The 23,204-nt window shown below is 65.1% G+C and carries 18 protein-coding genes; 6 read left to right on the top strand and 12 right to left on the bottom strand.

The annotated features are described in order from the left end of the window. Positions 1 to 123 precede the first annotated feature (123 nt). The 7 genes from paaZ to V6L75_RS15300 all read right to left on the bottom strand — a co-directional run bounded on the left by paaZ (position 124) and on the right by V6L75_RS15300 (position 7,701). On the bottom strand, positions 124 to 2,199 hold the full coding sequence (paaZ, locus tag V6L75_RS15270) for a phenylacetic acid degradation bifunctional protein PaaZ (RefSeq protein WP_334252346.1): 2,076 nt from the start codon (positions 2,197 to 2,199) through the stop codon (positions 124 to 126). A gap of 208 nt (positions 2,200 to 2,407) precedes the next feature. Then, positions 2,408 to 3,484 carry a 1,2-phenylacetyl-CoA epoxidase subunit PaaE gene (gene paaE / locus V6L75_RS15275; RefSeq protein WP_334252347.1) on the bottom strand — a complete coding sequence of 359 codons (1,077 nt, stop codon included), beginning with the start codon at positions 3,482 to 3,484 and terminating at the stop codon, positions 2,408 to 2,410. An 11-nt stretch (positions 3,485 to 3,495) separates the two neighbouring features. Beyond that, entirely contained in the window at positions 3,496 to 4,032 is a 537-nt protein-coding gene (gene paaD / locus V6L75_RS15280; RefSeq protein WP_164477711.1) for a 1,2-phenylacetyl-CoA epoxidase subunit PaaD, read from the bottom strand. A gap of 5 nt (positions 4,033 to 4,037) precedes the next feature. Continuing rightward, positions 4,038 to 4,805, bottom strand: a complete 768-nt coding sequence (gene paaC, locus V6L75_RS15285; RefSeq protein ID WP_334252348.1) for a 1,2-phenylacetyl-CoA epoxidase subunit PaaC — start codon at positions 4,803 to 4,805, stop codon at positions 4,038 to 4,040. Beyond that, positions 4,805 to 5,089: a 1,2-phenylacetyl-CoA epoxidase subunit PaaB gene (gene paaB, locus V6L75_RS15290; protein WP_019966655.1), complete on the bottom strand. Its 285-nt coding sequence runs from the start codon at positions 5,087 to 5,089 to the stop codon at positions 4,805 to 4,807. The genes paaC and paaB overlap by 1 nt, the downstream gene beginning before the upstream one ends. A gap of 85 nt (positions 5,090 to 5,174) precedes the next feature. Next, positions 5,175 to 6,173, bottom strand: coding sequence for a 1,2-phenylacetyl-CoA epoxidase subunit PaaA (gene paaA / locus V6L75_RS15295; protein ID WP_334252349.1), 999 nt, complete (start codon positions 6,171 to 6,173; stop codon positions 5,175 to 5,177). Between the two features lie 679 nt (positions 6,174 to 6,852). Next, positions 6,853 to 7,701, bottom strand: a complete 849-nt coding sequence (locus V6L75_RS15300; protein WP_334252350.1) for a PaaX family transcriptional regulator C-terminal domain-containing protein — start codon at positions 7,699 to 7,701, stop codon at positions 6,853 to 6,855. A 202-nt stretch (positions 7,702 to 7,903) separates the two neighbouring features. On the opposite strand from V6L75_RS15300, the gene V6L75_RS15305 reads away from it, so the two are divergent. Beyond that, positions 7,904 to 8,143, top strand: a complete 240-nt coding sequence (locus tag V6L75_RS15305; protein WP_334252351.1) for a type II toxin-antitoxin system ParD family antitoxin — start codon at positions 7,904 to 7,906, stop codon at positions 8,141 to 8,143. Positions 8,144 to 8,403: 260 nt separating this feature from the next. Here V6L75_RS15305 and V6L75_RS15310 read toward each other — a convergent pair whose 3' ends face one another. The 5 genes from V6L75_RS15310 to V6L75_RS15330 form a co-directional block, all read right to left on the bottom strand. After that, positions 8,404 to 8,805, bottom strand: coding sequence for a type II toxin-antitoxin system VapC family toxin (locus tag V6L75_RS15310; RefSeq protein WP_334252352.1), 402 nt, complete (start codon positions 8,803 to 8,805; stop codon positions 8,404 to 8,406). After that, the gene (locus tag V6L75_RS15315) at positions 8,802 to 9,035 is read right to left on the bottom strand and encodes a type II toxin-antitoxin system Phd/YefM family antitoxin (protein ID WP_334252353.1); all 234 of its coding nucleotides are present in this window, start codon (positions 9,033 to 9,035) and stop codon (positions 8,802 to 8,804) included. Before V6L75_RS15315 ends, V6L75_RS15310 begins: the two co-directional genes overlap by 4 nt. A gap of 495 nt (positions 9,036 to 9,530) precedes the next feature. Beyond that, positions 9,531 to 11,258: a ShlB/FhaC/HecB family hemolysin secretion/activation protein gene (locus tag V6L75_RS15320; RefSeq protein ID WP_334252354.1), complete on the bottom strand. Its 1,728-nt coding sequence runs from the start codon at positions 11,256 to 11,258 to the stop codon at positions 9,531 to 9,533. A gap of 21 nt (positions 11,259 to 11,279) precedes the next feature. Next, positions 11,280 to 16,028, bottom strand: coding sequence for a beta strand repeat-containing protein (locus tag V6L75_RS15325; protein WP_334252355.1), 4,749 nt, complete (start codon positions 16,026 to 16,028; stop codon positions 11,280 to 11,282). Positions 16,029 to 16,268: 240 nt separating this feature from the next. Next, positions 16,269 to 17,267 carry a LacI family DNA-binding transcriptional regulator gene (locus V6L75_RS15330; RefSeq protein ID WP_334252356.1) on the bottom strand — a complete coding sequence of 333 codons (999 nt, stop codon included), beginning with the start codon at positions 17,265 to 17,267 and terminating at the stop codon, positions 16,269 to 16,271. A gap of 170 nt (positions 17,268 to 17,437) precedes the next feature. On the opposite strand from V6L75_RS15330, the gene V6L75_RS15335 reads away from it, so the two are divergent. From V6L75_RS15335 to V6L75_RS15355, 5 genes are read left to right on the top strand one after another with little or no spacing between them, the layout of a single operon-like run. Continuing rightward, positions 17,438 to 18,514, top strand: a complete 1,077-nt coding sequence (locus V6L75_RS15335) for an ABC transporter ATP-binding protein (protein WP_334252357.1) — start codon at positions 17,438 to 17,440, stop codon at positions 18,512 to 18,514. 46 nt (positions 18,515 to 18,560) lie between these two features. Beyond that, positions 18,561 to 19,523, top strand: a complete 963-nt coding sequence (locus tag V6L75_RS15340; protein WP_334252358.1) for an ABC transporter substrate-binding protein — start codon at positions 18,561 to 18,563, stop codon at positions 19,521 to 19,523. A 3-nt stretch (positions 19,524 to 19,526) separates the two neighbouring features. Further along, a complete protein-coding gene (locus V6L75_RS15345) occupies positions 19,527 to 21,254 on the top strand; it encodes an ABC transporter permease (RefSeq protein ID WP_334252359.1) in 1,728 nt (575 codons plus the stop codon). Continuing rightward, the gene (locus V6L75_RS15350) at positions 21,242 to 22,375 is read left to right on the top strand and encodes an MBL fold metallo-hydrolase (protein ID WP_334252360.1); all 1,134 of its coding nucleotides are present in this window, start codon (positions 21,242 to 21,244) and stop codon (positions 22,373 to 22,375) included. The genes V6L75_RS15345 and V6L75_RS15350 overlap by 13 nt, the downstream gene beginning before the upstream one ends. Further along, on the top strand, positions 22,372 to 22,974 hold the full coding sequence (locus tag V6L75_RS15355; RefSeq protein ID WP_334252361.1) for a dual specificity protein phosphatase family protein: 603 nt from the start codon (positions 22,372 to 22,374) through the stop codon (positions 22,972 to 22,974). Before V6L75_RS15350 ends, V6L75_RS15355 begins: the two co-directional genes overlap by 4 nt. Positions 22,975 to 23,204: the final 230 nt, after the last annotated feature.

The following is a 23,204-nucleotide window of genomic DNA, read 5'->3' on the forward strand; positions in this document are numbered from 1 at the left end:
CAATGCCATGCTCCGGGAGAACGCCACATTCAGACATCAATGAAACAGTTGCCGGCTCGCGCTGCGCTTGGCCGGGGTGACTCAGTGCCTGATGCGGGGCTGAGCGCACTCTCGCCGCCCCCCCTACTCCGCCGCCTTCACCGCCTCCGCCACGGGCGGCCATGTCTTGGCGACCATGGTGAGCACGTCATATTGCGCCACCACATCTCCGGACTGGTTGGTGACCTGGCAGTCCCAGCGCACTTCGCCGTGTTCGGCATTGGCGCGGGGGTTGATTTCCTTGCAGGTCAGCCGGACTTGCAAGGTGTCGCCGAAATAGACCGGCGTCAGGAAGCGCAGGTTGTCGACGCCGTAATTGGCCAGCACCGGACCCGGTGCCGGATCGACGAACAGCCCGGCGGCGAAGGAGGCGATGAGGTAGCCGTGGGCCACCCGGTCGTCGAAGAACGGATTGGCCTTGGCCGCTTCGCTGTCCATGTGGGCGTAGAAGGTGTCGCCGGTGAAATGGGCGAAATGCTCCACATCCTCCTGCGTTACCTCACGGGCGGCGGTGACGATCTGGTCGCCGATGGCAAGTTCTGCGAGGGACTTGCGGAAGGGATGGACGCCCTGCTGCGCCTCCGCGCCCTCGATCCAGCGGCCCGTGACGGCAGAGAGCAGCCGGGGTGAGCCTTGCACGGCGGTGCGCTGCATATAATGCTTCACGCCGCGCATGCCGCCCATTTCCTCGCCGCCGCCTGCCCGGCCCGGCCCGCCATGCACCAGCGGTGCCAGCGGCGAGCCATGACCGGTGGAGGACTTGGCGGAAGTGCGGTTGCCGATATAGACGCGGCCATGGAAGGGCGCGAGGCCCAGCACCATCTCTTCGGCCACATGCGGATCATCGGTGAACACCGAGGACACCAGCGATCCCTTGCCCATCTGCGCCAGCTCGACGGCTTCTTCCAGATCATCATAGGGCATGACGGTGGACACCGGGCCGAAGGCCTCCACATCATGCACGGCGCCGGCCTCAAAGGGCTTCGCGCAATACATCAGCACCGGGTTGAGGAAGGCACCGGCCTCCGCATCGCCCGAGGCAAGGCGAACCTCATCAGGATCGCCCGCAACGATTTCCGCATCCGCCTGCAGTTCGGCGATGCGCTCGCGCACCTCCTGCCGCTGGTCGAGGCTGGCGAGCGCGCCCATGCGCGTTGCCTCCTCGCCCGGCAGGCCCGGCAGCGTTTTCGCAAGCCGCTCGCGCAGGGCATCAATCAGCGGCTCCACATGGGCACGCGGGGCCATGACGCGCCGGATGGCGGTGCATTTCTGCCCGGCCTTGGCCGTCATCTCGCGGGCCACTTCCTTGACGAAGAGGTCAAACTCCGGCGTGCCCGGCGCCGCATCAGGGCCGAGGATCGCCGCATTGAGGCTGTCGGCCTCCATGGTGAAGCGCACCGCATTGGCGACAATGGCCGGATGCGCCTTGAGCTTGCGGCCCGTCCAGGCGGAGCCGGTGAAGGTCACCGCGTCCTGCCCGGTCACATGGTCGAGAAGATCGCCGACGCTGCCGCAGATCAGTTGCAGCGCGCCCTCCGGCAAAATGCCCGAGGCGATGATCTGGCGCACGCAAAGTTCGGTCAGATAGGCGGTCTGGCTTGCCGGCTTGACGATGCAGGGCACGCCCGCCAGCAGGGTGGGCGCGATCTTTTCCAGCATGCCCCAGACGGGGAAGTTGAAAGCGTTGATGTGGACGGCGACACCGCGCAGCGGCGTCAGGATATGCTGGGCGCTGAAGCTGTTGTCGCGGGACAGGGGCTCCACATCGCCATCGGTCAGGACGCGGGTGTTGGGCAGCTCGCGCCGGCCCTTGGAGGCAAAGGTCAGCATGGTGCCGATGCCGCCCTCGATGTCGATCCAGCCATCGGCGCGGGTCGCGCCCGTGTGCAGGCTCTCCGTATAGAGCGCTTCCTTCCGCTCCATCAGATGGAGGCCAAGCGCCTTCAGCATCGCCGCCCGGTCGTGGAAGGACATGGCGCGCAGCTTCGCCCCGCCGGTCCGCCGCCCGTAGTCGAGCGCGGCGGCAAAGTCGAGGCCGGTGGAATCCACCTCAGCCACCGGCGCACCGGTGGCCGCATCACGCAGAAGCTGGCCCTCGCCGGTTCCGGCAATCCAGCGTCCGCAAACATGGCTTTCAAGACGGCGCGGGGCGGCAGTCATGGGCATTTCCTTCTTTCAATAATCCTGCCCGCCAGAAGCGGGTTAAGGGTGATGACAAAGCAGGAACTCTTCTCTTTCGTCATGGCCGGGCTTGTCCCGGCCATCTGCAAGCCATTGATTTGGTTAGATCCTCGGCACAAGGCCGAGGATGACGGCGGAGAGGTCCCAGGTTGTCAAAAGTCTTGTCATTCCAAGGTTCCGGGTGGCCTCATTCGTCGTAGGTCACCACCACCTTGTCCGTCAGCGGGCGGGCCTGGCAGGAGAGCGCGTAACCGGCGCGCACTTCGTAATCCTCCAGCGCGTGGTTGATGGCCATTTCCACCTCGCCTTCCAGCACCTTGCAGCGGCAGGTGGAACAGACCCCCGCCCGGCAGGAGTAAGGCGCGTCGAGGCTGGCAGCGAGAGCCGCTTCCAGAATGGTCTCACCATCGCGGCCCATCTCGAAGCTGCGGGTCAGTCCGTCGAGCGTCACCGAGACCTGCGTGCCCGTGCCCGGCGCAACGGCGGTGCGGGAGACGGCGGGCGCCTTCGCCCGGCCCGGCTGGCCGGAGGCGAACAGCTCGAAGCGGATCTGGCTGTCATCCAGCCCATGCTCGCGCAGGCTGGCGGCGATGGTCAGCATCATCGGCTCCGGCCCGCAGATGAAGGCCGTGTCCACGGCGCTGGCGTCGATCCAGTGGGTGAAGAGCGCCTTCATCTTTTCCGCGTCGATCCGCCCGGTGAAGAGGTCGATCTCCTGACCCTCCTGCTCCAGCACGTGGATGACGGAAAAGCGCCCGAGATAAAGGTTCTTCAGGTCCTCCAGCTCCTCGCGGAACATGATGGAGCTGATCTGCCGGTTGGCATAGACGAGGGTGAACTTCGAGCGCGGCTCGCGCGCCAGCACCGTCTTGATGATCGACAGCACCGGCGTGATGCCCGAGCCCCCGGCAAAGCCGAGATACTGGCGGCCCGCCTCCGGGTCGATGGGCGTGAAGAAGCGGCCCATGGGCGGCATGGCTTCCAGCACGTCGCCGGGGTTAAGCGCCTCATTGGCCCAGGTGGAAAAGGCCCCGCCATCCACCCGCTTGATGCCCACCTTCAGCACGCCCTCATCAAGGCCCGCACAGATGGAATAGCTGCGGCGCAGCTCCTCGCCGTCAAACTCGCGGCGGAAGGTCAGATACTGGCCTTGCGTGAAGCCGAAAAGCGGAAGGTCCTCCTCGCGCGGGGCAAGGGTGACGACCACCGCATCGCGGGTTTCGCGGCGCACACCGGTGACGGTCAGCGGATGAAAACGGGCCATGGCTTGCGTCCTCAGATGCACTTGAAATAGTCGAAGGGTTCAAGACAGTCCGTGCAGCGGTAGCTGGCCTTGCAGGGGGTCGAGCCGAACTGGCTGACCTTCTGCGTCGCCGCCGAGCCGCAGCGCGGACAGGTGATCGCAAGGTTGCTGCCGGAGACGAGCCGCGCCACGCGGCCCGCTATTTGCTCAGCAACGCGGCCATCGGGCGCCGTTCCGTCGATGGGCGGGGCAATGCCATACTGGCGCAGTTTTTCGCGCCCCTCCGGCGTCAGCCAGTCCGTCGTCCAGGGCGGCGACAGGCGCCGTTCCAGCCGCAGATCGGTGATGCCCTTTGCCCGCAGCGCCGCCTCGATGTCGAGGTTGATGATGCTGGTTGCCGGGCAGCCGGAGTAGGTGGGCGTCACCGTCACCACCAGCGTTTCATCCTGCCAGGCCACATCCCGGATGATGCCGAGATCGGTGAGGCTGATCACCGGAATTTCCGGGTCCGGCACTTCGGCGAGCCAGGACCAGACTTCCGCCACATCAGGATGACGCACGCTGGCCATGGCACTCACCACGTTGCGCCGGGATAGGCGCGCTGCAGGAACTGCATTTCAGCCAGAATATAGCCCAGATGCTCCGTATGGGTGCCGCGCTTGCCGCCCTTGTGCTGCCAGGCCTCGCCCGGATGGGCAAGCCCTGCTTCTGCCAGCACCGCGCCCACCGTCTCATCCCAGCCCGCCTTGAGGCTGGAGGGCAGCGGCACAGTGCCGGAAGCGGCCAGCGCTGCATCCGTTTCGTCATCCATGAACATCTCGCCCGTATAGGCCCACAGCGCCTTCAGCGCCCTGGCCATGCGGGCATGGCTTTCTTCCGTGCCATCGCCAAGGGCGATCACCAGCGCGGCGGAACGGTCGAGGTGATAGGCCGCTTCCTTGGACGCTTTCCCCGCAATCTCCGCCACACGCGGTTCACTGGAGGCCTTCAGCGCCTCCAGCAGCTCCACATGGAAGGCATCGAACAGGAACTGGCGCATCATCGTGTGGCCGAAATCGCCGTTCGGGCGCTCCACCAGCAGCAGATTACGGAAAGCCCCGGCATCGCGCAGATAGGCGAGCGCATCGGCGTTGCGGCCCTTGCCCTCCACCTCGCCCGCCAGCCCCAGCCACAGCTGGCACTGGCCAATGAGATCCAGCGCCTGATTGGCAAGCGCGATATCCTCTTCCAGCGCAGGCCCGTGGCCGCACCATTCGGACACCCGGTGCCCGAGGATCAGCGCGTTGTCGCCCATGCGCAGCAGCCACTCGAACAGCGCTGCCTGATGTATCGCGCTGGCCATCACATGTGCCCCACTTCTTCGGGAATGTCGTAGAAGCTCGGGTGGCGGTAGACCTTGCTGTTCGACGGCTCGAACAGCGGCCCCTTTTCCGAAGGCACGGAAGCGGTGATGTTTTCCGACTTCACCACCCAGATGGAAACGCCCTCATTGCGGCGGGTATAGACATCGCGCGCATGGCGGATGGCCATGTCCGCGTCCGGCGCATGCAGGCTGCCCACATGCCGGTGATTGAGGCCATGCTGGCCACGGATGAAGATTTCCCAAAGGGGCCATTCGCTGGACATGTTCCGCGTCCTCCCGCAAACACGTTGAAATCAGACTGTCTCTTGCCAGGCGCCTGAAAGGCTCAGGCGCCGCACCGGCCCTGGCCTATTCGGCGGCAACCCGCGCTGCCGCACGGCGCGCGTCCTGCTTGGCGGCATGGGCCATCAGCCCCTCGCGCACCCAGGCGCCATCTTCCCAGGCCTTGACGCGGGCGCCGAGCCGCTCCTCGTTGCAGGGGCCATTGCCGGAAATGACGGCGAAGAACTCGCTCCAGTCCGGCTCGCTGAAATCGTAGCCGCCCTTTTCCTCATTCCACTTCAGTTCGGGATCGGGAACGGTGAGGCCGAGATATTCCGCCTGCGGCACCGTCTGGTCGACGAACTTCTGGCGCAGCTCGTCGTTGGTGTTCATCTTGATCTTCCAGGCCATGGACTGGGCCGAATGCACCGAGTCCTTGTCCGAGGGGCCGAACATCATCAGCGAGGGGAACCAGAAGCGGTTCAAGGCATCCTGCGCCATCGCCTTCTGCTCCGGCGTGCCCTTCGCCATCTTCATCATGATGTCGTAGCCCTGCCGCTGGTGGAAGCTCTCTTCCTTGCAGATGCGGATCATGGCGCGGGAATAGGGGCCGTAGCTGGTGCGCTGCAGCGGCACCTGGTTCATGATCGCCGCCCCGTCCACCAGCCAGCCGACAGCGCCCATGTCGGCCCAGGTCAGCGTCGGATAGTTGAAGATGGAGGAATATTTCATCTTGCCCGCGTGCAGCAGGTCAATCAGCTCATCGCGGGAGACACCCAGCGTCTCGGCGGCGGAATAGAGATAGAGCCCGTGGCCCGCCTCGTCCTGCACCTTGGCCAAGAGGATCTGCTTGCGCTCCAGCGTCGGTGCGCGGGTGATCCAGTTGCCTTCGGGAAGCTGGCCGACGATTTCGCTGTGGGCATGCTGGCCGATCTGGCGGATCAGCGTCTTGCGGTAGCCCTCCGGCATCCACTCCTTGGGCTCGATCTTCTCGCCCCGGTCGATGCGGTCCTGAAAGGCTGCCTCTTCCGGTGTCATGGCCTCACGGGCCTTGCCGCCTTCGGATGTCACAAGCTGCGCATACATGATCCGGCCTCCTCCCTCGCACATGCTCTGCCCCCGCCTTTTTCCTGCGGATGCAGATCCATGACGGCCAGCTCACTCCTCATATCGCTGACCGATCGGTCGATTTATACGCCCAAAACCGTCACAAGAAAAGTCACTTTTTCATGATTTTTGTGATGCTTTTGGATGTAAGGATTTTTTCTGTTATGTTTCAGCGGGTTATTGGGTTTCAGAGAAACCGGAAGTTCTCCCCCGGCAGTGTTTCCAACGGACTGCCAGTCCGGCACCACCCCCTCTCCCCCCTTGAGGGGGAGATGCCCCCGGCAGGGGGCAGAGGGGGGTAACGGGCTGTCCGTTTAGGCGAGAGATCCTGCCGTATTGAAGCGCTGCTACCCCCCTCTGTCTGCTGGCGCAGACATCTCCCCCTCAAGGGGGGAGAGGGGCGCTGCGGCAACAGAAAGGCACGGCCGCGCGTTTCCCCTCCCCCTTGAGGGGAGGGGGTAGGGGTGGGGGTCTTCACGCAGGAGCGCAGCTTGACTGGCTCTTGTTTCGGCACAGCGGACCTTCAATGAAAATACCCTGTGTTTTCAGTCTGTTACCCCCACCCCTCACCCCTCCCCTCAAGGGGGAGGGGGGCTTAAACGCTGTGCCACTATATCAATGCATCACTGTGGTCTGCTGCCCCAGGCTTTGCCCTCACCTACACAGCCACCGGAATCCGGCTGATGCTCTCGGGGGTGCAGGCGGGCAGGAAGCCGTCCGTGCCTTCCAGATGCGCGGCCACATGCCGTTCCGTGCCCGGCGTCAGCGCCAGATAGAGCCGCCGGAACAGGTGGCGGGCCTCGCCGCCGTTCCAGCCCGCCGGAAGAGCCGCCTGCGGCAGGCGCGGGTCGCGCAGCAGAACATGGCGGTAAGCATGGACCAGCAGCAGCCGGGCGGTCAGCGCGTCCCCATCGGCAAGACGGCAGCCGCCCTCATCCGCCACCGCCAGCAGCGGCGAAAAACTGGCGATGAACTCCGCATAGCCCTCCTGCAGAGCGGAAAGATCCCAGAAACCGGCGAGCCTTGCAGGCTCCGCAACCTCGCCCGCATGCAGCACAAGCGCGCCCGGCGGCGGCGTCTGGCCACGGTCCGGGCGGATGAACACCGGCCCGCCCATATGCCCCAGCCGCAGGCGGCGGGCGTCATCCGGGCTCAGGTCCGGCGCATGGATCACCTGCCAGCCCCGCCCCGGCTGGTCCGGCCCGTAGAGCAGATCCGCCGCCTGCTGAAACTCCGCCCTCGCCGCCTCCGCCAGCCGGTAATAGCTGCGCCGCCCGATGCGCTCGCCCGTCAGGCGCTCGGCCGCCACAAGGCGCGAGACAGCCGTGCGCACCAGCGATTCATTGATCCCCGCGCTTCCACAAAGCTCGATCAGTGTGCCCGTCCACAGCACACCGCCGCGCGGCACGGCGATGTCGCCGTAAACCGTGACGATAAACGCCGCCGCATTCAGCCGCATGCGGCTGAGGATCTGCGCAATCTCTTCGCCCGCCCCGTTCAAACTCAAGACCCCGTTATCCTTCCCGCTGCGTCAGTCCGCTCCCCTGCCCCTTGCCGGAACAAGGGACGCCCGGCAGCAGGCTTGTCAACATGATCGAGGGACAACGCCGCGTCCAGCGCGCAGGAGAACGACGGGCCACAAGGCCGGACATTGGCTGTAATACTTTTTGGTATAGGCTGAGAACGCCCATTATCATGAGGAAATGGCCATGGCACGGAATACCTCCATCACCATTGGTGACCATTTCACCGCTTTCATTCAGGAGCAGGTGGGTGCGGGGCGCTATGGCTCCGCAAGCGAAGTGGTCCGCGCAGGATTGCGCCTGCTGGAAAAGCATGAGGCCCGCGTCAAGGCGCTGGAAGCCGCCCTCATCGCCGGAGAACAATCCGGCGAGCCGGAACCCTTCGGCTTCGAGGCCTTCAAGACCCGCATGCGGTCCAGTGGTTGATGACAAAGCCCACTTCCCTCTCTTTCGTCATTGCCGGGCTTGTCCGGGCCATCTTCAAACCATTGAGTTGTATAGATCCTCGGCACAAGGCCGAGGATGACGATGGAGAGGCCGAAGATTTGTCAGCAGCCTGAGACCCGCATGCTGTCCGGCTTCACCCGGCGATGAAACCGCTCCCGCCCGGCGCTGGCCTTTCACCCATTACTCTTCAAGCAGCCGCCGGATGCCCTTGATGAGGCGGTAGAGGCCCAAGGCCCCCGTTACCACACGCGCCCGCGCCAGCCCGGCTCTGTGTCCAGTCCATCAAACGCCGTATCTGCCGACACAAGGACCATGCCGCGTGTGATGGCTGACGCCCCGATGAACCGGTCAAACGGATCACGGTGCGGCCAATCAAGCGTTGCCGCCAGAAGGCAGGTTTCGGCGCAGACATCCAGCAGGCGCGCGCCCTGCTCCCCGGCGAGGCTGGGCAGCAAGTGCAGGAACGGCGCCATTTCGGACCACTTTCCAAGCCGGACCTTCTGACCGATTTCAAACAGGCTGATGGCACTGATCGATACGGTTTCTGCCGCCTCAAGCGCAGCGATGGCCGATTGCGGCAGGCGCGGATCCGCCGTCAGCGACCATGCCCAGGCGTGGGTATCAAGCAGCAGATGCTTCACTCACGCCCCTCCCAGAGCGCAAGCTCGTCCTCTGCCACCGGCTCGAAGAAATCTGGGCCAGCTCCCGTCAGCTTGCCCGCCAGCAGGCCAATCGTGAATGTGTTCTGGGGGATCGGGACAAGCCGTGCAACAGGGCGCTTACCCTTGGCAATGATGACCTCTTCACCTGCCTGCGCCGCCTCGATCAGCTTCGACAGGTTGGTTTTGGCGGCATGAACGGTCACCTGCATTTCCCTGCCTCCTTGGCCAGTTTCAAAACATGACTAATTTAGCTAATATATGTCAGGCGCTGGCTTCAGTCCAGTTCAGACACCGCCCGCAATGATGCATCGAATTAGTGACAAGACCTGTCCGCCCCCTCCCCACACGGGCTACCGGCTTCACACATCGTGTAGCAAGATGCCGAAAACGTTACCTCGATGCCGGAAAGACAAACCGTTTCAGAGCCTTGCTTCTCTGGCTGATGCCTCTCGTTTCCCCTCCCCCTTGAGGGGAGGGGGTAGGGGTGGGGGTCTTCACGCAGGAGCGCTGATTGATAGGCGCTTGTCCCGGCACAGGGTGCATTCAATGAAAATACCCCGTGTTTTCAGTCCGTTACCCCCACCCCTCACCCCTCCCCTCAAGGGGGAGGGGGGTTGACAGGCCGTGCCGGGGTGAGCGGATTTCAGGCTTCCCCCAAACCGCAAGTGGGGGCTGACTGGCAGCCCGGCGCCCCCTGCCCGCCCTCAGTACTTGAGGGCGAGGCGGAAATTGATGCGGTCCTCGGGCTTCTGCTGGCGTGCACCGCCGCGGGCGTATTCGAGGCTGAGGGAGCCGGAATGTGCGGTGCCCTTTTGCGACAGGGCCACGCGCAAACCCGCGCCAAAAGCCCCGGCGCTGAGATATTCCTTCTCCGCTGCCGACGGCTTTTCCAGCTTCGCGAAGCCACCGGCCGCAAACAGATAAGGCATCACCGCAGAGCCCAGATCCGGCAGCATGGCGAAGGATGGCAGCGTCACCGGCAGGCTCACTTCCGAGCGGAAGGCCGCGCCGCTGTCGCCCTGGAACTGGCCGCCGCGATAGGCCGACACCCAGTCCGCTCCGCCCAGGCCGAACTGCTCCGAGCTGACCAGCACCGACCCGAAGGAGGTCTGCGCCTTGGCGGCCAGCGACAGATACACCCGGTTGTTCAGGAACGGCTGGGTATAGCTGGCCGTCACGTCCAGCTTGCGGAAGTCCGGCTTCGCGCCATCGCGCGTCATGGGAAGCGCGGCCGTGCCCTGACGCGCGCCGAGGCCGTCAAGGCCGAAGGAGGCCGTGACACTGCCGTTCAGCCGGCCGTCCCACGGCAGGAATACATCGCCGGTCTGCGTCAGCCGCAGCACCCGCAGCCGGTCTTGCGAGAAGTCCGTCCGGGATGCGCGCAGGTCCAGCTTCAGCGTTTCCTGCGCAGCATCGAGCGCCAGGATCGAGCTGGTGTTGAGATTGCGCGAGCGGATCCAGCTGTAGCCCAGACGCGCCGAGAAACGCTGGTAGCGGTCCAGCATGGTAAAGGGCAGCCCGGACTTGGGATGGGTGCGGCTGTCCACCGCCTCAACATTGACCCAGGCCCCGGTGCCCCCCAGCGGCACCGTCACACCGGCAATCAGCTGCCGGTTGCGCGGATCATCGCTGAAAGCCCCGCCATCAAGCCCCGGATAGCCGTTGGCTCTCAGATAGGCCGTCTCGCCGAAGCCCAGCAGGCTGTTGAAGTCAACGCCAAGACCTGCCGTATAGCCGCCCAGATCCTTGCCCGTGCTGTTGTCCATGGTCACGGTGGCGCTGATGGCGTCATGACGGCCATCGACGGCGATCACCGTGGTGCCGGGCTGCGAACCGGCCTTCAGCGTCGAGCGCAGGATCAGCCCCGGCGTGTCACCGGCCAGCAGCAGGCGGCGCTCAAGCTCGGCCTGCGTCACCCGCGCCTTGCCGGAAAGCGGCGCGATCACCGCCCGCACATGGCCCTGCACGCGGGCAGGCAGCGCCGAAACATCCACCGTCTCGATCTGGCCGTCGGTCACAACGAGGCGCAGCGGCTTGCCGTTGCGGATCGTCTGCGGCGGCAGGCTGACACGCACCAGCACATAACCGGCGCGGGTGTAAACCTCTTCAAGGCGGCGGGCCGCAGCGAAGAGACCGGCACCCGTCACCTTCTGCCCCTTGAGCGTGGCCTCAATGGCAGCGGTCTCCCCGGCAAACTCCGGCCAGCCGCCCTCCACGATCAGCCCGGAGGGCGTGACGCTCAGCTTCTCCGCTCCTGCAGGCGCATCAACGCCGGTGGACCCGGCCAGCGACACCCCGCCTTCCGCCGGGCGGACAACCGGCGGCGCATAGCTCGGCTGCGTCAGCTGGCTGGCCGTCTGGGCCTGCACCGCACCGGCAAGAGCAAGCGAACCAGCCAGGGCCGCCAGAAACGGCTTCATCATCTTTGTCATCGTCTTCATCGCCCGCCGGGATTACTGAGTGGAGCAGTTGACGGCCACATTCGGCCCGAGGGCGCAGAACGAAGCACTGATACGCAAGTCTTCGGTGGTGATTTCACTGCCGCCTGCTGCGCCGCCGGGCTGGGAGCCCTGCCCCGTTCCGGATGGCCCTGCGGAGTAGATGATCAGCTGCGGAGAGTATCCGCCTGCCTGCAGGGAAGGCGCCAGCGGATTGCTCAGCGTGGTCTGCAAGCTGAAGAAGGGGGTGGACCCCGTGCTGACAGCCGGGATTACAGGCGGGGGGCTCACCACAGGGGTCACCGGGTTACCGGAAGGAGGCAAAGGGACCGGCACTGGCGCAGGCGCCGCCTGCACTGTCAGCGTGCCATTCACATAGGCGATGGTGTAATTGCCAGAAGTCAGCCCCGAGGCCGTCAGCGTGTAGCTGCCCACATTCACCGCCCCCTGCGACGTGCCGCCATAGGAGAGCGTGCCGCCCAGAACCGAGGCCGTCTCGTTGTCGACGAAGCCGCTGTAGCTCACGCCGTTGCCGCCGCTGTAGGCCAGACCGTCAAAGGTCTTCACGGCATCATTGGCCGTCACCGTCAGCGCCGCCTTGCCCACCGTCAGCGTGCCCGCAACATAGGTGATGTCATAATTGCCCGAGGTCAGGCCCGAAGCCGTCAGCGTGTAGCTGCCCGCATTCACCGCACCCTGCGAGGTGCCGGTATAGGAGAGCGTGCCGCCGAGGACCGAGACCGTCTCGTTGTTGACAAAGCCGCTGTAGCTCACGCCGTTGCCACCGCTGTAGGCCAGGCCGTCATAGGTCTTCGAGGCATCAGCCGCCGTCACCGTGAGCGTGGCCTTGTTGATCGTAAACGATCCGGAGCCCGCACCGTAGCTGATATCATAGCCATTCTGGCCTGAGTAGAGCCCCGACAGCAGCAGGTTGGTGTAGGTGCCCGCATTGGCGCTGGAGGTGGTGTAAACCGCCGTGCCAAGAATTTTCGACGCGTCATAATTCGCAAGGCTGTAGGTGAGCGAGCCCGCGCTGCCGCTTCCGGCCGTGCCGTCATAGGTCTTGCTGCCGGTTGCCGTGCCATTGATGGTGATCGCGGTCAGGAAGCTGCGCAGCAGAGGGCCGGTTTGCCCTTCGTAGATGCGCCAGACCGAGGACGAGCCGCCCGCATTCGCAATGTCCCAGCCTGCATCATCAAAGGTTGCGAAGCTGGTCATCTGAGCCGTGGTCAGTCCGGTGACGCCGGATGCGGAGGCGTTGCTGCCAACGCCCTGGGTCTGTCCGGTTGTTTCCGTGTTGAAGAAGGAAGCGGAAATGGCTCCATTCGTCATTTCCCCGACGAGGCCACCTGTGTTGGTTCCGCCGGTCACAGCCCCCGTTGCATAGGAATTCGAGATCGTCGCCAAACTGAGACCAATCAGGCCGCCCGTGCTGCCGCTGCCGTTGGTTACCGCCCCCGTCGCGTAGGAATTGGAGATCGTGCCCCCGCCACTGCCAACAAGCCCCCCCACACCGGCGCCGTTTCCTGAAACGTTTGCGGTTGCGTAGGAATCGGAAATCGTGCCGGACGGATTATAGCCAACAAGTCCTCCGGCACGAACACCCGATCCGCGGACAGTCCCTGAGGCTGCCGACCGGGTGATCACAGACCCGGAACTATAACCAATAAGCCCACCCGCAGCTGTCCCGCCGCTCACATTGCCTTCCACGGAAACATCAGAGATCGTGCTGTTATCAGAACGCCCGGCCAGAATGCCGGCACTGTTTCCTCCCGTTATGGACGCCTGCGTCAGGCGAGCATTCCGGAAAGCGCTGCCACTGCCCAGATAGCCGAAAAGGCCTACGTTGGCAGTCGAGGACCGGTTGAACGTCAGACCGCTGATCGTGTGACCGCCACCGTCAAAAGCACCATAAAACCGGTTGAAGCTGGTCCCCACCTGCACCCAGCCGCCCGCGCCCCAGATGCCGGAGGCATTGTAGGTCTGGCCCTGTGCGTTGGTGCCGCTGGCATCCAGGTCCCGGGTCAACAGGTAGGAGCCCGAGAGGTTGGTGGCCATCAGCGCAAGCTGGTTCAGGTTCGAGATGGTGATCACCCCGTCCGCATTCACCGCCGCCGCTTGCGAGCGCAGGATGGGCCGCATGTCGGTGGACTGGTACCAGACGGTCGAGAAGTTCCAGCCGGGGTAATTGGAGGCCAGGCGCGCCTGCGACGTTGTCCGGCCGGTGACACCGGAGGCGGAGGCGTTGTTGCCAACGCCATTGACCTGTCCGGTTGTTTGCATGTCGAAGTAGGATGTGCTGACCACCCCGCCAGTGGAATTGAAACCGATCAGCCCGCCAATGTTGCTGCCAGTGCCGGTCACCGCTCCGGACGCGTAAGACCCGGAAACCGTGCCATTGTCATTGTAGCCGACAAGGCCGCCGGTGTTGGAAGCCCCGCTGACAGCACCTGTTGCATAGGATGACGTCACGAACGCAGATACATTGTTGCCGACAAGACCACCAACATATGAGTTCCCCGTCACCGCAACGGATGCATGGGACAGGGAAATGGTGCCGTCACTGAAGCCCGCAAGGCCGCCTGCGACATCGCCAGATACGGTTACAGTGCCGGTGGCATGAACATTGGTGATCGTGCCGGAGTTTGCCCCCGTCACGACACCAGCGAAGCTGTCTGCCTGCACGCTCGCCCCGTCAAAGCCCGTATTGCGCACCGTGCCAACAGAGCCAACGCGCCAGAACATACCCACGTTGCTGGCGCTGCCCCGGTTGATGGTCAGCCCGCTGATCGTCAGCCCCTGCCCGTCAAAGAGGCCATCAAATGTGCCGGCGCCGTTCCCGATCGGCTCGAAGCCCTCACCATTGTTCCAGGCTGCCGTGCTGCTGGCATCGATATCCCGGCCAAGCGCATAGGTGCCGGAGAGATTGTTCTGCATGTTCTGCAGGTCATGCACCGTGTTGACCAGCATGTAGGCCGTGATCGTGGTGCTGGCGCCTGCGTTGGCGCTGTAATTCACCGGCGCCGTGTAACTGGTGCCGTTGACCGTGCTGTTGCCGTTGCCCGACGGATTATAATAGAGCGACACCCCGCCCGAAGCCGTTGCCGTGACACCCGCCCCAAAGGTGACCGTGCCCGTGCCCGTGCCGGAATTGTCCGCCCGCAGCACGATGGAAGAGCCTGTGCCGCCTGTGAGATTGGCGTTCACGATGATATCGCCATAGGCCGAGAGCGCCAGCCTCGAGCCGCTCGTCCACGTCACCGCATCTGCAACGGTGATGGTGCCCGCCTGCGTGCCCGCAGAGCCCGCGCCACCGGTGGTGATGGTGACATTGGCCGAGTTCAGTGCCGTCACCAGCGTGCTGACGTTGATGACGCTGTCATCCCCCGTCGCCGTGGTGCCGGTGGAGTTGGAGGCCGTGCCGCTGGAGATCGTGACGTTGTAGGGGTCCAGCAGCAGGTTGCCGAAGCCGCCGGGGCCAGAAAGGTCCGTGCGGCCGGTGTAGGACAGAACCGCCTTGCCGGAGACTTCCGCCTCGCCACCTGTGCCGGTGCCTGCGCCTTGCGCGCTGATCAGCCCCGCAAAGGTGGTGAGGTCATCAGACCAGACCACCACCGTACCGCCGTTGCCGCTCTGCGTGGCATCGGCGCGGATGATGCTGGCTGCATCGATGCTGGTGGTCTCGGCCCGCTGCGTGGTGCCCTTGCCCTGCCAGTCTCCGCCGGTCTTCACCGTGCCGCCGCCCTTGGCGCCAGAGGCATCAATCTGCGCGCCCTTCAGCGCCACTTGCTGGCCGGTGACCGTGATCTTGCCGCCCTTGCCCGTGGAGGACTTGGCCGCCACCTTGCCGGAAACCGTGACCTTGCCGCCACTGCCTCCTCCGATGACGATCTCGCCGTCGCGGCCCGAAATGCTGTCTGCCTCGACAGAGCCGGACAGGTTCACCGCATGGCGTGCCGCATGGCGGGCGGTGGCCGCCTTCATCACCACGGTGCCGCCTTCGGCCGAGATCTGCCCGCTGTTCTCGACGAGCGCGCCATCCCCTTCGGCGCCCTCCGCCGTGGGCACCGCCACCTGCAGGAAGCCGTCGCCGGACAGGTCCAGCGTTGCCTGCTCGCCCGAGCCGAGCCCCACCTTGCCCATCGGCACGGCAATCAGCCCGTCATTGCGGACAGTGCCGCCGATCAGCGCCGCATAGCCGCCGCGCCCGATGGTGATCACACCCTCGTTGCTAACCTTTGCCGACGACCCGTTGCCGGAGAACCGGTACTGCCGCTTGAGGAAATCCTCATCCGACATGTCCAGAGTCGAAGCCACAAAGCCGCCGCCCGCCGTAACCCGGCCTGTCGGCGTGATGGTGATGCCGTTGGGGTTGATCAGATAGACCTGACCATTGGCGTTGAGGGCACCGGCAATGGTGGAAGCGGTGGCTCCCGTGACGCGGTTCAGGATCGCCGAGGAGGCATCCGGCTGAACGAAGTTGACCGTATTGCCCTGCCCGATCGAGAAGCTGCCCCAGTTCACGATCGCCTGATTACTGCCCTGCGTTACCGTCATCACCGGCCCGCTCACGCCGACGGCAACAGAGCCCGATGCAACCTGACCGCCCGTGGGCAGCACGACTTGCGCGAATGCGGGGGACAGCTGGGAAACAACAAGAGAAGCCGCCGTGAGTCCGGCCGTCAGCGCATTGAGATTGCTTCTTTTAATATGGAGATACGAAACGGAGGAAAGTAACCCGCCTTTCAAAGTATAGCCCTTCACGCTTCGCCTCTCGAGAAAAATCCAGAAACTCAGAACCTTGAGAACTGTTTGCGCAAGCTCAAAAGAAAATCAAGGCGACTTGCAGGTAAAACCAGCGCCTTCCATACGGCAGTGTTCCAAGATGCATTTTGACAACACCTCCACACCATCAACACTCATTGATATCGATAGTTTAACGGTTAACCTGAGCTGTGCAGTCAGAGACGGTTTCCGCCGGGTCAGGGCTATCGCATGCTGGTCTCACACCGTCCCCCGCTCCACCAGACTGACCGGAATCGACACACGCTGAAGGCCCGCGTCCTCGCCTTCTTCGGCCAGCAGCGTCAGCACCGCGGCCACCACGTCCGGGGCGGACTGGCGGATGGTGGTGAGGTTGTGGGAGGACCAGGCGGCTTCCGGGATGTCGTCGAAGCCGATCACCGCCACGTCCTGCGGCACGGATACGCCCATTTCAAACCGGGCCGTGTTGAGAAAGCCGAGGGCCGTGCGGTCGGTGGCGGCAAAGACGCCGTCAATCGCAGAAAGTGAACCAGAATCACGCAGCAGGCTGCGGGCCGCTTCACATCCCGCTTCATAGTTGCCGCGCCCGGCCACCCAGCGTTCGCAGGCGATGCCCTCTTCGTCCAGCCGTTCCAGAAAACCGGCCGCACGGCGCCGCTGGCTGGGGGTGTCGGCCCCGGAGCGCACCACGCAGAGCTTCCGCCGCCCCGCCGCCAGCAGGCGCTCTGCCGCCAGCCGTCCGCCCATGCGGTCGTCGGTTTCGATGGCGCCTGCCTCCACGCCTTCCATGTGGCGGTTGATGAGGATCATGCGCTGGCGGGCGCGCAGGCACTGGTCGATCAGCTCACGCGGGGGCGCGCCGGAGAGCACGATCACCGCCCGCACCCTGTATTCCAGCACCAGATTGAGCAGCGCCGTCATGTCCTGGGACGAGGCATTGAGCAGCAGCGCATGCAGGCCCTGGCCGATCAGCGCGGCGCTGAGGTCATCCAGCAGCCCGGCCACATAGGGCTCGTAAAAGCGGGCGCCGACAATCGCCACCATGCTGGAGCGGGAGGTTTGCAGGTCCTTGGCCAGCCGGTTGACCCGGTAGCCCAGCTCATCGGCCGCCCGCAGCACCTTTTCACGCACCGCTGGCGAAACATAGGCATCGGGCGTGAAAGTGCGTGAAACGGCAGAGCGCGACACTCCGGCCAGCTTCGCCACATCGGCTGCGGTCACGAAACCGGCCTTGCTCATTCACCTCTCCCCGCATGTTTGCGCACTGGCAATGCCGCCGGATTGCAACCTTTGGCCCCGTCATAAAACCGAAGCATAACATCTGTAATGTGCACACGTGTGCAGATCAAGAAATATCTGTGATTAGCACCATCAACCAACTGGAATTACTCAACTTTCAGGATCGGCACGTGGCTGGAATCGAACTGACGGATATTGCCAGGAGCTATGGCGGCAAGCGGGTGGTGGACGGGGTGTCCCTGACGGTCAACGACGGGGAATTTGTTGCCATTCTCGGCCCCTCCGGCTGCGGCAAGACCACCATGCTGCGGCTGATCGCGGGCTTCGAGACGCTGGAAGCCGGATCCATCCGCCTGGGCGGGCGCGAGGTTGCCTCCCCTGCTGCCAGCCTGCCGCCGGAAAAGCGCAACATCGGCATCGTTTTCCAGAACTACGCCCTGTGGCCGCACATGAGCGTGGAAGAGAATGTCGGCTATGCGCTGAAGGTGGCCGGTGTCGGCTCTGCGGAGCGGACGCGCCGCTGCCGCGAGGCGCTGGCAACCGTGGGCATGGAGGCGCTTGGCACCCGCGCCCCGTCGGACCTTTCCGGCGGCCAGCGCCAGCGCGTTGCCCTTGCCCGCTGCCTTGCAGCCAATCCGTCCGTGATGCTGCTGGACGAGCCGCTGGCCAATCTCGACGTGCACCTGCGCGCTTCCATGGAGCGCGAGTTCCTCGACTTTCACCGCCGCACCGGCGCCAGCATGATCTACATCACCCATGACCAGTCCGAGGCCATGGCCCTTGCCAGCCGCATTGCGGTGATGGAGGCAGGCCGGGTGATGCAGTTCGGCAAGCCGCGCGAGCTTTACCGCGAGCCGCAGAACGAAATGGTCGCCCGTTTCATCGGCGGCGGCCTGATCCTGCCGGGCACGGATGCCACGCCTTCGGGCCGCGCAGGCCATGCCATGGTGGATATTTTCGGCCACCGGCACGAGGTGCGCGCCCGCTCCGGCCAGCAGCAGCAGGCGAAGGCCAGCATCTGCGTGCATCCGGGCGAGCTGGCGATTGCTGCCGGGCCTGAAGGCGGTTTTGCCGCCACCATCACCCAGGTGATCTTCCGCGGCTCTCACACACAGGTGGATTTCCACCCTCACGCCATGCCGGACCTTCAGCTGACGCTGCAGGCACCCGGTGACTTTGCGCTGCCGTCCGGCAGCGTCATCCATGTCCGGGCCGAAGACGGCTGGATCATTCCGGACGCGGGCTGACATGCCCCGCCCGGCTTTCACTCCCCACTAAGACAGGATCAGACCCATGCGCCTTCTTTCCGCACTTGCTCTCATGCTGATGGCCGGCACGGCTCACGCCGAAACGCTGGTGCTCTACACCTCCCAGTCGCCGGAAATCGCCCAGCAGACGGTTGACGCCTTCAAGGCAAAGAACCCCGGCATCGACGTGGAATGGACCCGCAACGGCACCAGCCAGCTGATGAACGTGCTGCGCGCCGAAATCACCGCAGGCGACGTGAAGCCGGACGTGCTGCTGGTAGCCGACACCATCAACCTGGGCCAGCTCAAGGCCGAAGGCCGCCTGATGGCCTATCCGGAAGCCAAGGTGGACGGCTATGACGCCAGCACCTATGACAAGGACAAGATGTTCTTCGGCACGAAGATCATGTCCACCGGCATCGCCTACAACACCCAGAACGCCAAGCCGGTAGAGACCTGGGGCGAGCTGCTGAGCGAAGACAACAAGGGCCAGATCGCCGTGCCGAGCCCGCTTTATTCAGGCGCCGCGCTCAACCACATGCACAGCGTCGTCAACGTGCCGGGCATCGGCTGGGAGTTCTATGAAGGCCTCGCCAAGCTGGGCATCGCCCCGGAAGGCGGCAATGGCCCGGCCCTGAAGGCTGTCGCCGGCGGCATGGCCAAATATGCGATCGTCGTGGATGCGGACGTGATCCGCGCCAAGGCCAAGGGCTCCCCGGTGGACTTCATCTTCCCGAAGGATGGCGTCTCCTTCATCACCGAGCCGGTCGCCATCATGTCCACAGCCAAGAACGTGGATGCCGCCAAGGCTTTCGTCGACTTCCTGCTGTCGAAGGAAGGCCAGGAGCTGGTGGTGCAGCAGGGCAACCTGCCGATCGACCCGGCGATGACGCCCCCGGCCGGCTTCCCCAAGCTTGAGACCATCAAGCTGCTGCCGATGGATGCGGACAAGGCCGTCGAAACCGACGCGGCCGCCCGCGCCAAGTTCACCGAGATCTTCGGCGGCTGAGGCATGTCCGACATCACTCTTTCTGCATCGGGGGGGCGCCGTCTGGCGCTCCCCTTGCGCACCGACTGGCTGGTCCTTGGCGGGCTGGCCATTCTCGTCGGGCTGCTCTCCTTCGCCCCCCTCGCCCGCCTCGCCATGGCCGGCCTTGCGCCGGACGGGGTGCTGGATCTTGACCGCCTGTCCTCGCTCTATCTCAAGGGCCGGGTGCTGACGGCGGCGCTCAATTCGCTGCAGGTCGCGGTTCTGTCTTCGGTGATCGCGGTTGCCCTCGGTACGCTCGCGGCCATTCTCACCGTACACACCAACATGCGCGGCAAGACGGCCTGGATCTTCTGCTTCGTGCTGCCGCTGATGATCCCGCCGCAGGTGACCGCCCTTGCCTGGGTGCAGGCCTTCTCGCCCTCCAGCCCGCTTCTGGGCGCGCTCGGCCTTGCCCTGCCTGCAGGGGTCAGGCACCCGCTGTTTTCCGCCACCGGCATCATCCTGCTGCTGGGGCTCTACAATGCGCCGCTGGTGTTCCTCACCGTGCGCGCCACCTTGCGCCGCATTCCGCAGAATCTGGCGGAGGCCGCCCGCGCTGCCGGGGCCGGAAACCGGCGCATGCTCTTCACCATCCTCCTGCCGCTCGCCCGCTCCGGCATCATGGCCGGGGCCGCGCTCGCCTTCGTCTCGGCCATCGGTAACTTCGGCATTCAGGCGATGCTGGGCATCCCGGCCCGCTTCCCGACGCTGATCACCCTCATCTACCAGCAGCTCAACAGCTACGGCCCCTCGGCCCTGTCCGATATGGCCGCGCTCGCCCTGCTGCTCTCCGCCCTCACCGTGGCAGGCCTCGGCCTTGCCGGATGGCTGTCGCGGCGCGGGGATCTCAGGGTCGATGGGCTCGGCCAGCCGGTCACATTCTCCCTCGGCAGGGGCCGCATTGCTGCGGAAGCCGGAGCGTGGATCTTCCTTGCGCTTACCCTGCTGCTGCCGCTCTCGGCCCTCGTCACCACCTCGCTGGTCAGCGGCTTCGGACAGGAGCTGACATTCGCCAGCCTGACGCTGGAAAACTACGCCAATGCGCTGCTGCATCATGCCTCGATCCGGGACGCCTTCTTCACCAGCTTCGGGCTGACGCTGGCTGCAACGCTCATTCTGGTGGTGATGGCGGTGTTCCTCGCCTATTTTCTCAGCTGGCACAAAGGCCCTGTCGTGCGGCTGGTGCAGCTGGCGGCGGAGCTGGCCTATGCGCTGCCGGGCATCGTGCTGGGCGTGGCCATGATCCTCTTCTTCCTGAAACCCCTGCCCTTCATCAACGTCAGCATCTACGGCACGGTCTGGATCATTCTCGCCGCCTACCTCTCCAACTTCCTCGCCCTCGCCCTTCGCCCCGTGCTGGGCGGCTTTGCCCAGATCGAGCGGTCGCTGGAAGAGGCGGGCCGTGTTGCCGGTGCCGGGTTCCTCGCCCGGATGAAGGACATCATCCTGCCCATGCTGGCGCCTTCGGCCATTGCCGGCGGCATCATCGTCTTCATGACGGCGCTGAACGAGATCCAGGTCTCCATCCTGCTCGTCTCCTCCGGCGCCCGCACCATCGGGCCGATGATCGTCTTCCTGGAGGAAGGCGGCTCCTCGACGCTGGCCGCCGCCGTGGGCTGTCTGATGGTGGTTGTCATCCTTCTGCTGATGGGCACCGCCTCGCTGTTCTCCTCCCGCCTGCCCAAGGGAGCCCTGCCTTGGCAGAACTGAAGATTATCAGTGGCGCGGGCGGCAAGCTGCCCGCCGCCTTCCTGCTGGAAACCTGCGGCCGCCGTATTCTCTTTGACCTTGGCGAGGGGCCCGAACCCGGCGTACTGCCGGATGTGGCAGGCATTGGCCCTGTGGATGCCCTGTGCCTCTCCCATGCCCATCAGGACCATGCCGGTGCCCTGCAGCTGCGGGCAAGGCTGGGCCGCCCGCCGGTCTATGCCACGGCGGAAACCTTCGCCCAGATCCCGGAAGCGGTGCTGCCAGAAACCTCGCGCCATCTGCTGCCGCTGGCCGGAATTGCGGAAGTCGCCGGGCTCACCCTCACCACCGGCCGCAGCGGCCATGCGCCGGGCGGCATCTGGCTGCATGTGGCGGCGGACTGCGGCTTTCTCTACATGGGCGACTGGACGCCGGAGTCCGGCCTTCTCGCCTTTGACCCGCCGCCCCGCGCCGCCTGCCTCGTCACCGACGCTTCCTATGGCGACCGGGACAGCAGCCTTGCGGACCAGATCAGCCTGATGGCCGGTGCTGTGCGCGGCGGCGCGGTGCTGCCCGTTCCCGCAGCCGGGCGCGGCCCGGAAGTGGTGCTGGCGCTGGCCCGTGAGGGGTTGAAGCCCCGCGCCTGCCCGGTGGTTCTGAAAGAGATGATGGCCCTTGCCCGGACACACTCGCGCATCTGCCATCCCGGCACACGGGAGGAACTGGCAGCGCTTCTCGCCAGCGCCGGGCGCAGCGGGGCGTATAAGCCCACGGACGTGATCGTCACCACGGAAGCCAATGCGGAATCCGGCCTTGCCGCCAGCCTGCTGGCGCGGGCGGGCGAGGGCTTCCGGTTCGTCTTTTCCAGCCACGTGCCCCCCGGCACGCCTGCCGCCGGTCTGCTGGCGCGGGGCCATGCCGAATGGCTCGGCTGGAATGTGCATCCCCGCCTGCGCGACACGCTCTGGCTTGCGGACCACACCCGCGCCTGCCATGTGGTGCCTGCATTTGCCGCGCCCGAAGCGATGCCAAAACTCACTGCCGCCCTCGGCAAGCGGCTGCACACTGGCCGCAACCTTGTCTTCGGCCCCGAACTTGACCTGCAATTGGGACCGGTACAGCCGGTCAGGAGATGGATATGACCCGCATGCCCCCCGCCAGCGCCCTTCTGCCGGAAGAAGAAGAGGACCGCCTGCCGGTGCTGTGTGAAGTGGCGGGCGGCCTCGGCCCCCACGGCGCCAGCCTGTTCATCGGCAACAAGGTGGCAGCGGATGATCCGGCGCTTCTGCTCGCAGAGGGCGTCACCTCCACCATGAACCTTGCGGTCAATGTGGAGATGGCACCGCTGGCCCTTTCCGATGGCACCACCATCCGCCGCACCCACATCGGCCTCATCGACGGGCCGGGCAACGCGCCGCAGCACCTGCTGGCGGGCGTCATGGCGCTGCATGGCATGCTGACGCAGGACAGCCCCGGCAAGCCGCATTATCCGCCCCACCGGCCCGGCCACGTGCTGGTGCACTGCCGGGGCGGCCGCAGCCGCTCGGCCACCGTCATCGCGCTGTATCTGCACCTCGCCCTGCCAGAGCGGTTCCCGGATTTCGACAGCGCCATCAACCACGTGCGCCAGGTGCGCGGCCTCAGGGACAACCAGCCGCAACCGGCCATGCTCGCCCTCGCCCGCGGCGCCCTCGCCCACCTCTCCACCGGACTTCGCATCTTCGCACCTGCGAAGTTTTGAGGGTGGGGGCATTGGCCCGGCGCGGCACTGTGCTTCATCCCGCCTAACCTTCGTGGCTACTGGATTCACACATCAGGTTCGGACACAGCCCGCAATGAGGCGTTTGCTTTTCGGGAGGACGCCTGCCGCCCCCCTCCCCCTGGTGGGGAGGGGGGGCTGGAAGGCCGTGCCGGAGATCAGGTGCATCACTGCGGCGTTCGGCCAAGGTGACAATTTAGCCATCCCGGCAC

This window comes from Pannonibacter anstelovis (assembly GCF_036881715.1).
GTDB classification, from domain to species: domain Bacteria; phylum Pseudomonadota; class Alphaproteobacteria; order Rhizobiales; family Stappiaceae; genus Pannonibacter; species Pannonibacter anstelovis.

Coding starts and splice junctions, on each gene's coding strand:
- paaC (WP_334252348.1), bottom strand. CDS start 4,805: ATGGCCAGCGCGATACATCAGGCAGCGCTGTTCGAGTGGCTGCTGCGC.
- paaA (WP_334252349.1), bottom strand. CDS start 6,173: ATGTATGCGCAGCTTGTGACATCCGAAGGCGGCAAGGCCCGTGAGGCC.
- V6L75_RS15315 (WP_334252353.1), bottom strand. CDS start 9,035: ATGCAGGTGACCGTTCATGCCGCCAAAACCAACCTGTCGAAGCTGATC.
- paaB (WP_019966655.1), bottom strand. CDS start 5,089: ATGTCCAGCGAATGGCCCCTTTGGGAAATCTTCATCCGTGGCCAGCAT.
- V6L75_RS15320 (WP_334252354.1), bottom strand. CDS start 11,258: ATGACAAAGATGATGAAGCCGTTTCTGGCGGCCCTGGCTGGTTCGCTT.
- V6L75_RS15340 (WP_334252358.1), top strand. CDS start 18,561: ATGCGCCTTCTTTCCGCACTTGCTCTCATGCTGATGGCCGGCACGGCT.
- V6L75_RS15355 (WP_334252361.1), top strand. CDS start 22,372: ATGACCCGCATGCCCCCCGCCAGCGCCCTTCTGCCGGAAGAAGAAGAG.
- paaE (WP_334252347.1), bottom strand. CDS start 3,484: ATGGCCCGTTTTCATCCGCTGACCGTCACCGGTGTGCGCCGCGAAACC.
- paaZ (WP_334252346.1), bottom strand. CDS start 2,199: ATGACTGCCGCCCCGCGCCGTCTTGAAAGCCATGTTTGCGGACGCTGG.
- V6L75_RS15305 (WP_334252351.1), top strand. CDS start 7,904: ATGGCACGGAATACCTCCATCACCATTGGTGACCATTTCACCGCTTTC.
- paaD (WP_164477711.1), bottom strand. CDS start 4,032: ATGGCCAGCGTGCGTCATCCTGATGTGGCGGAAGTCTGGTCCTGGCTC.
- V6L75_RS15345 (WP_334252359.1), top strand. CDS start 19,527: ATGTCCGACATCACTCTTTCTGCATCGGGGGGGCGCCGTCTGGCGCTC.
- V6L75_RS15330 (WP_334252356.1), bottom strand. CDS start 17,267: ATGAGCAAGGCCGGTTTCGTGACCGCAGCCGATGTGGCGAAGCTGGCC.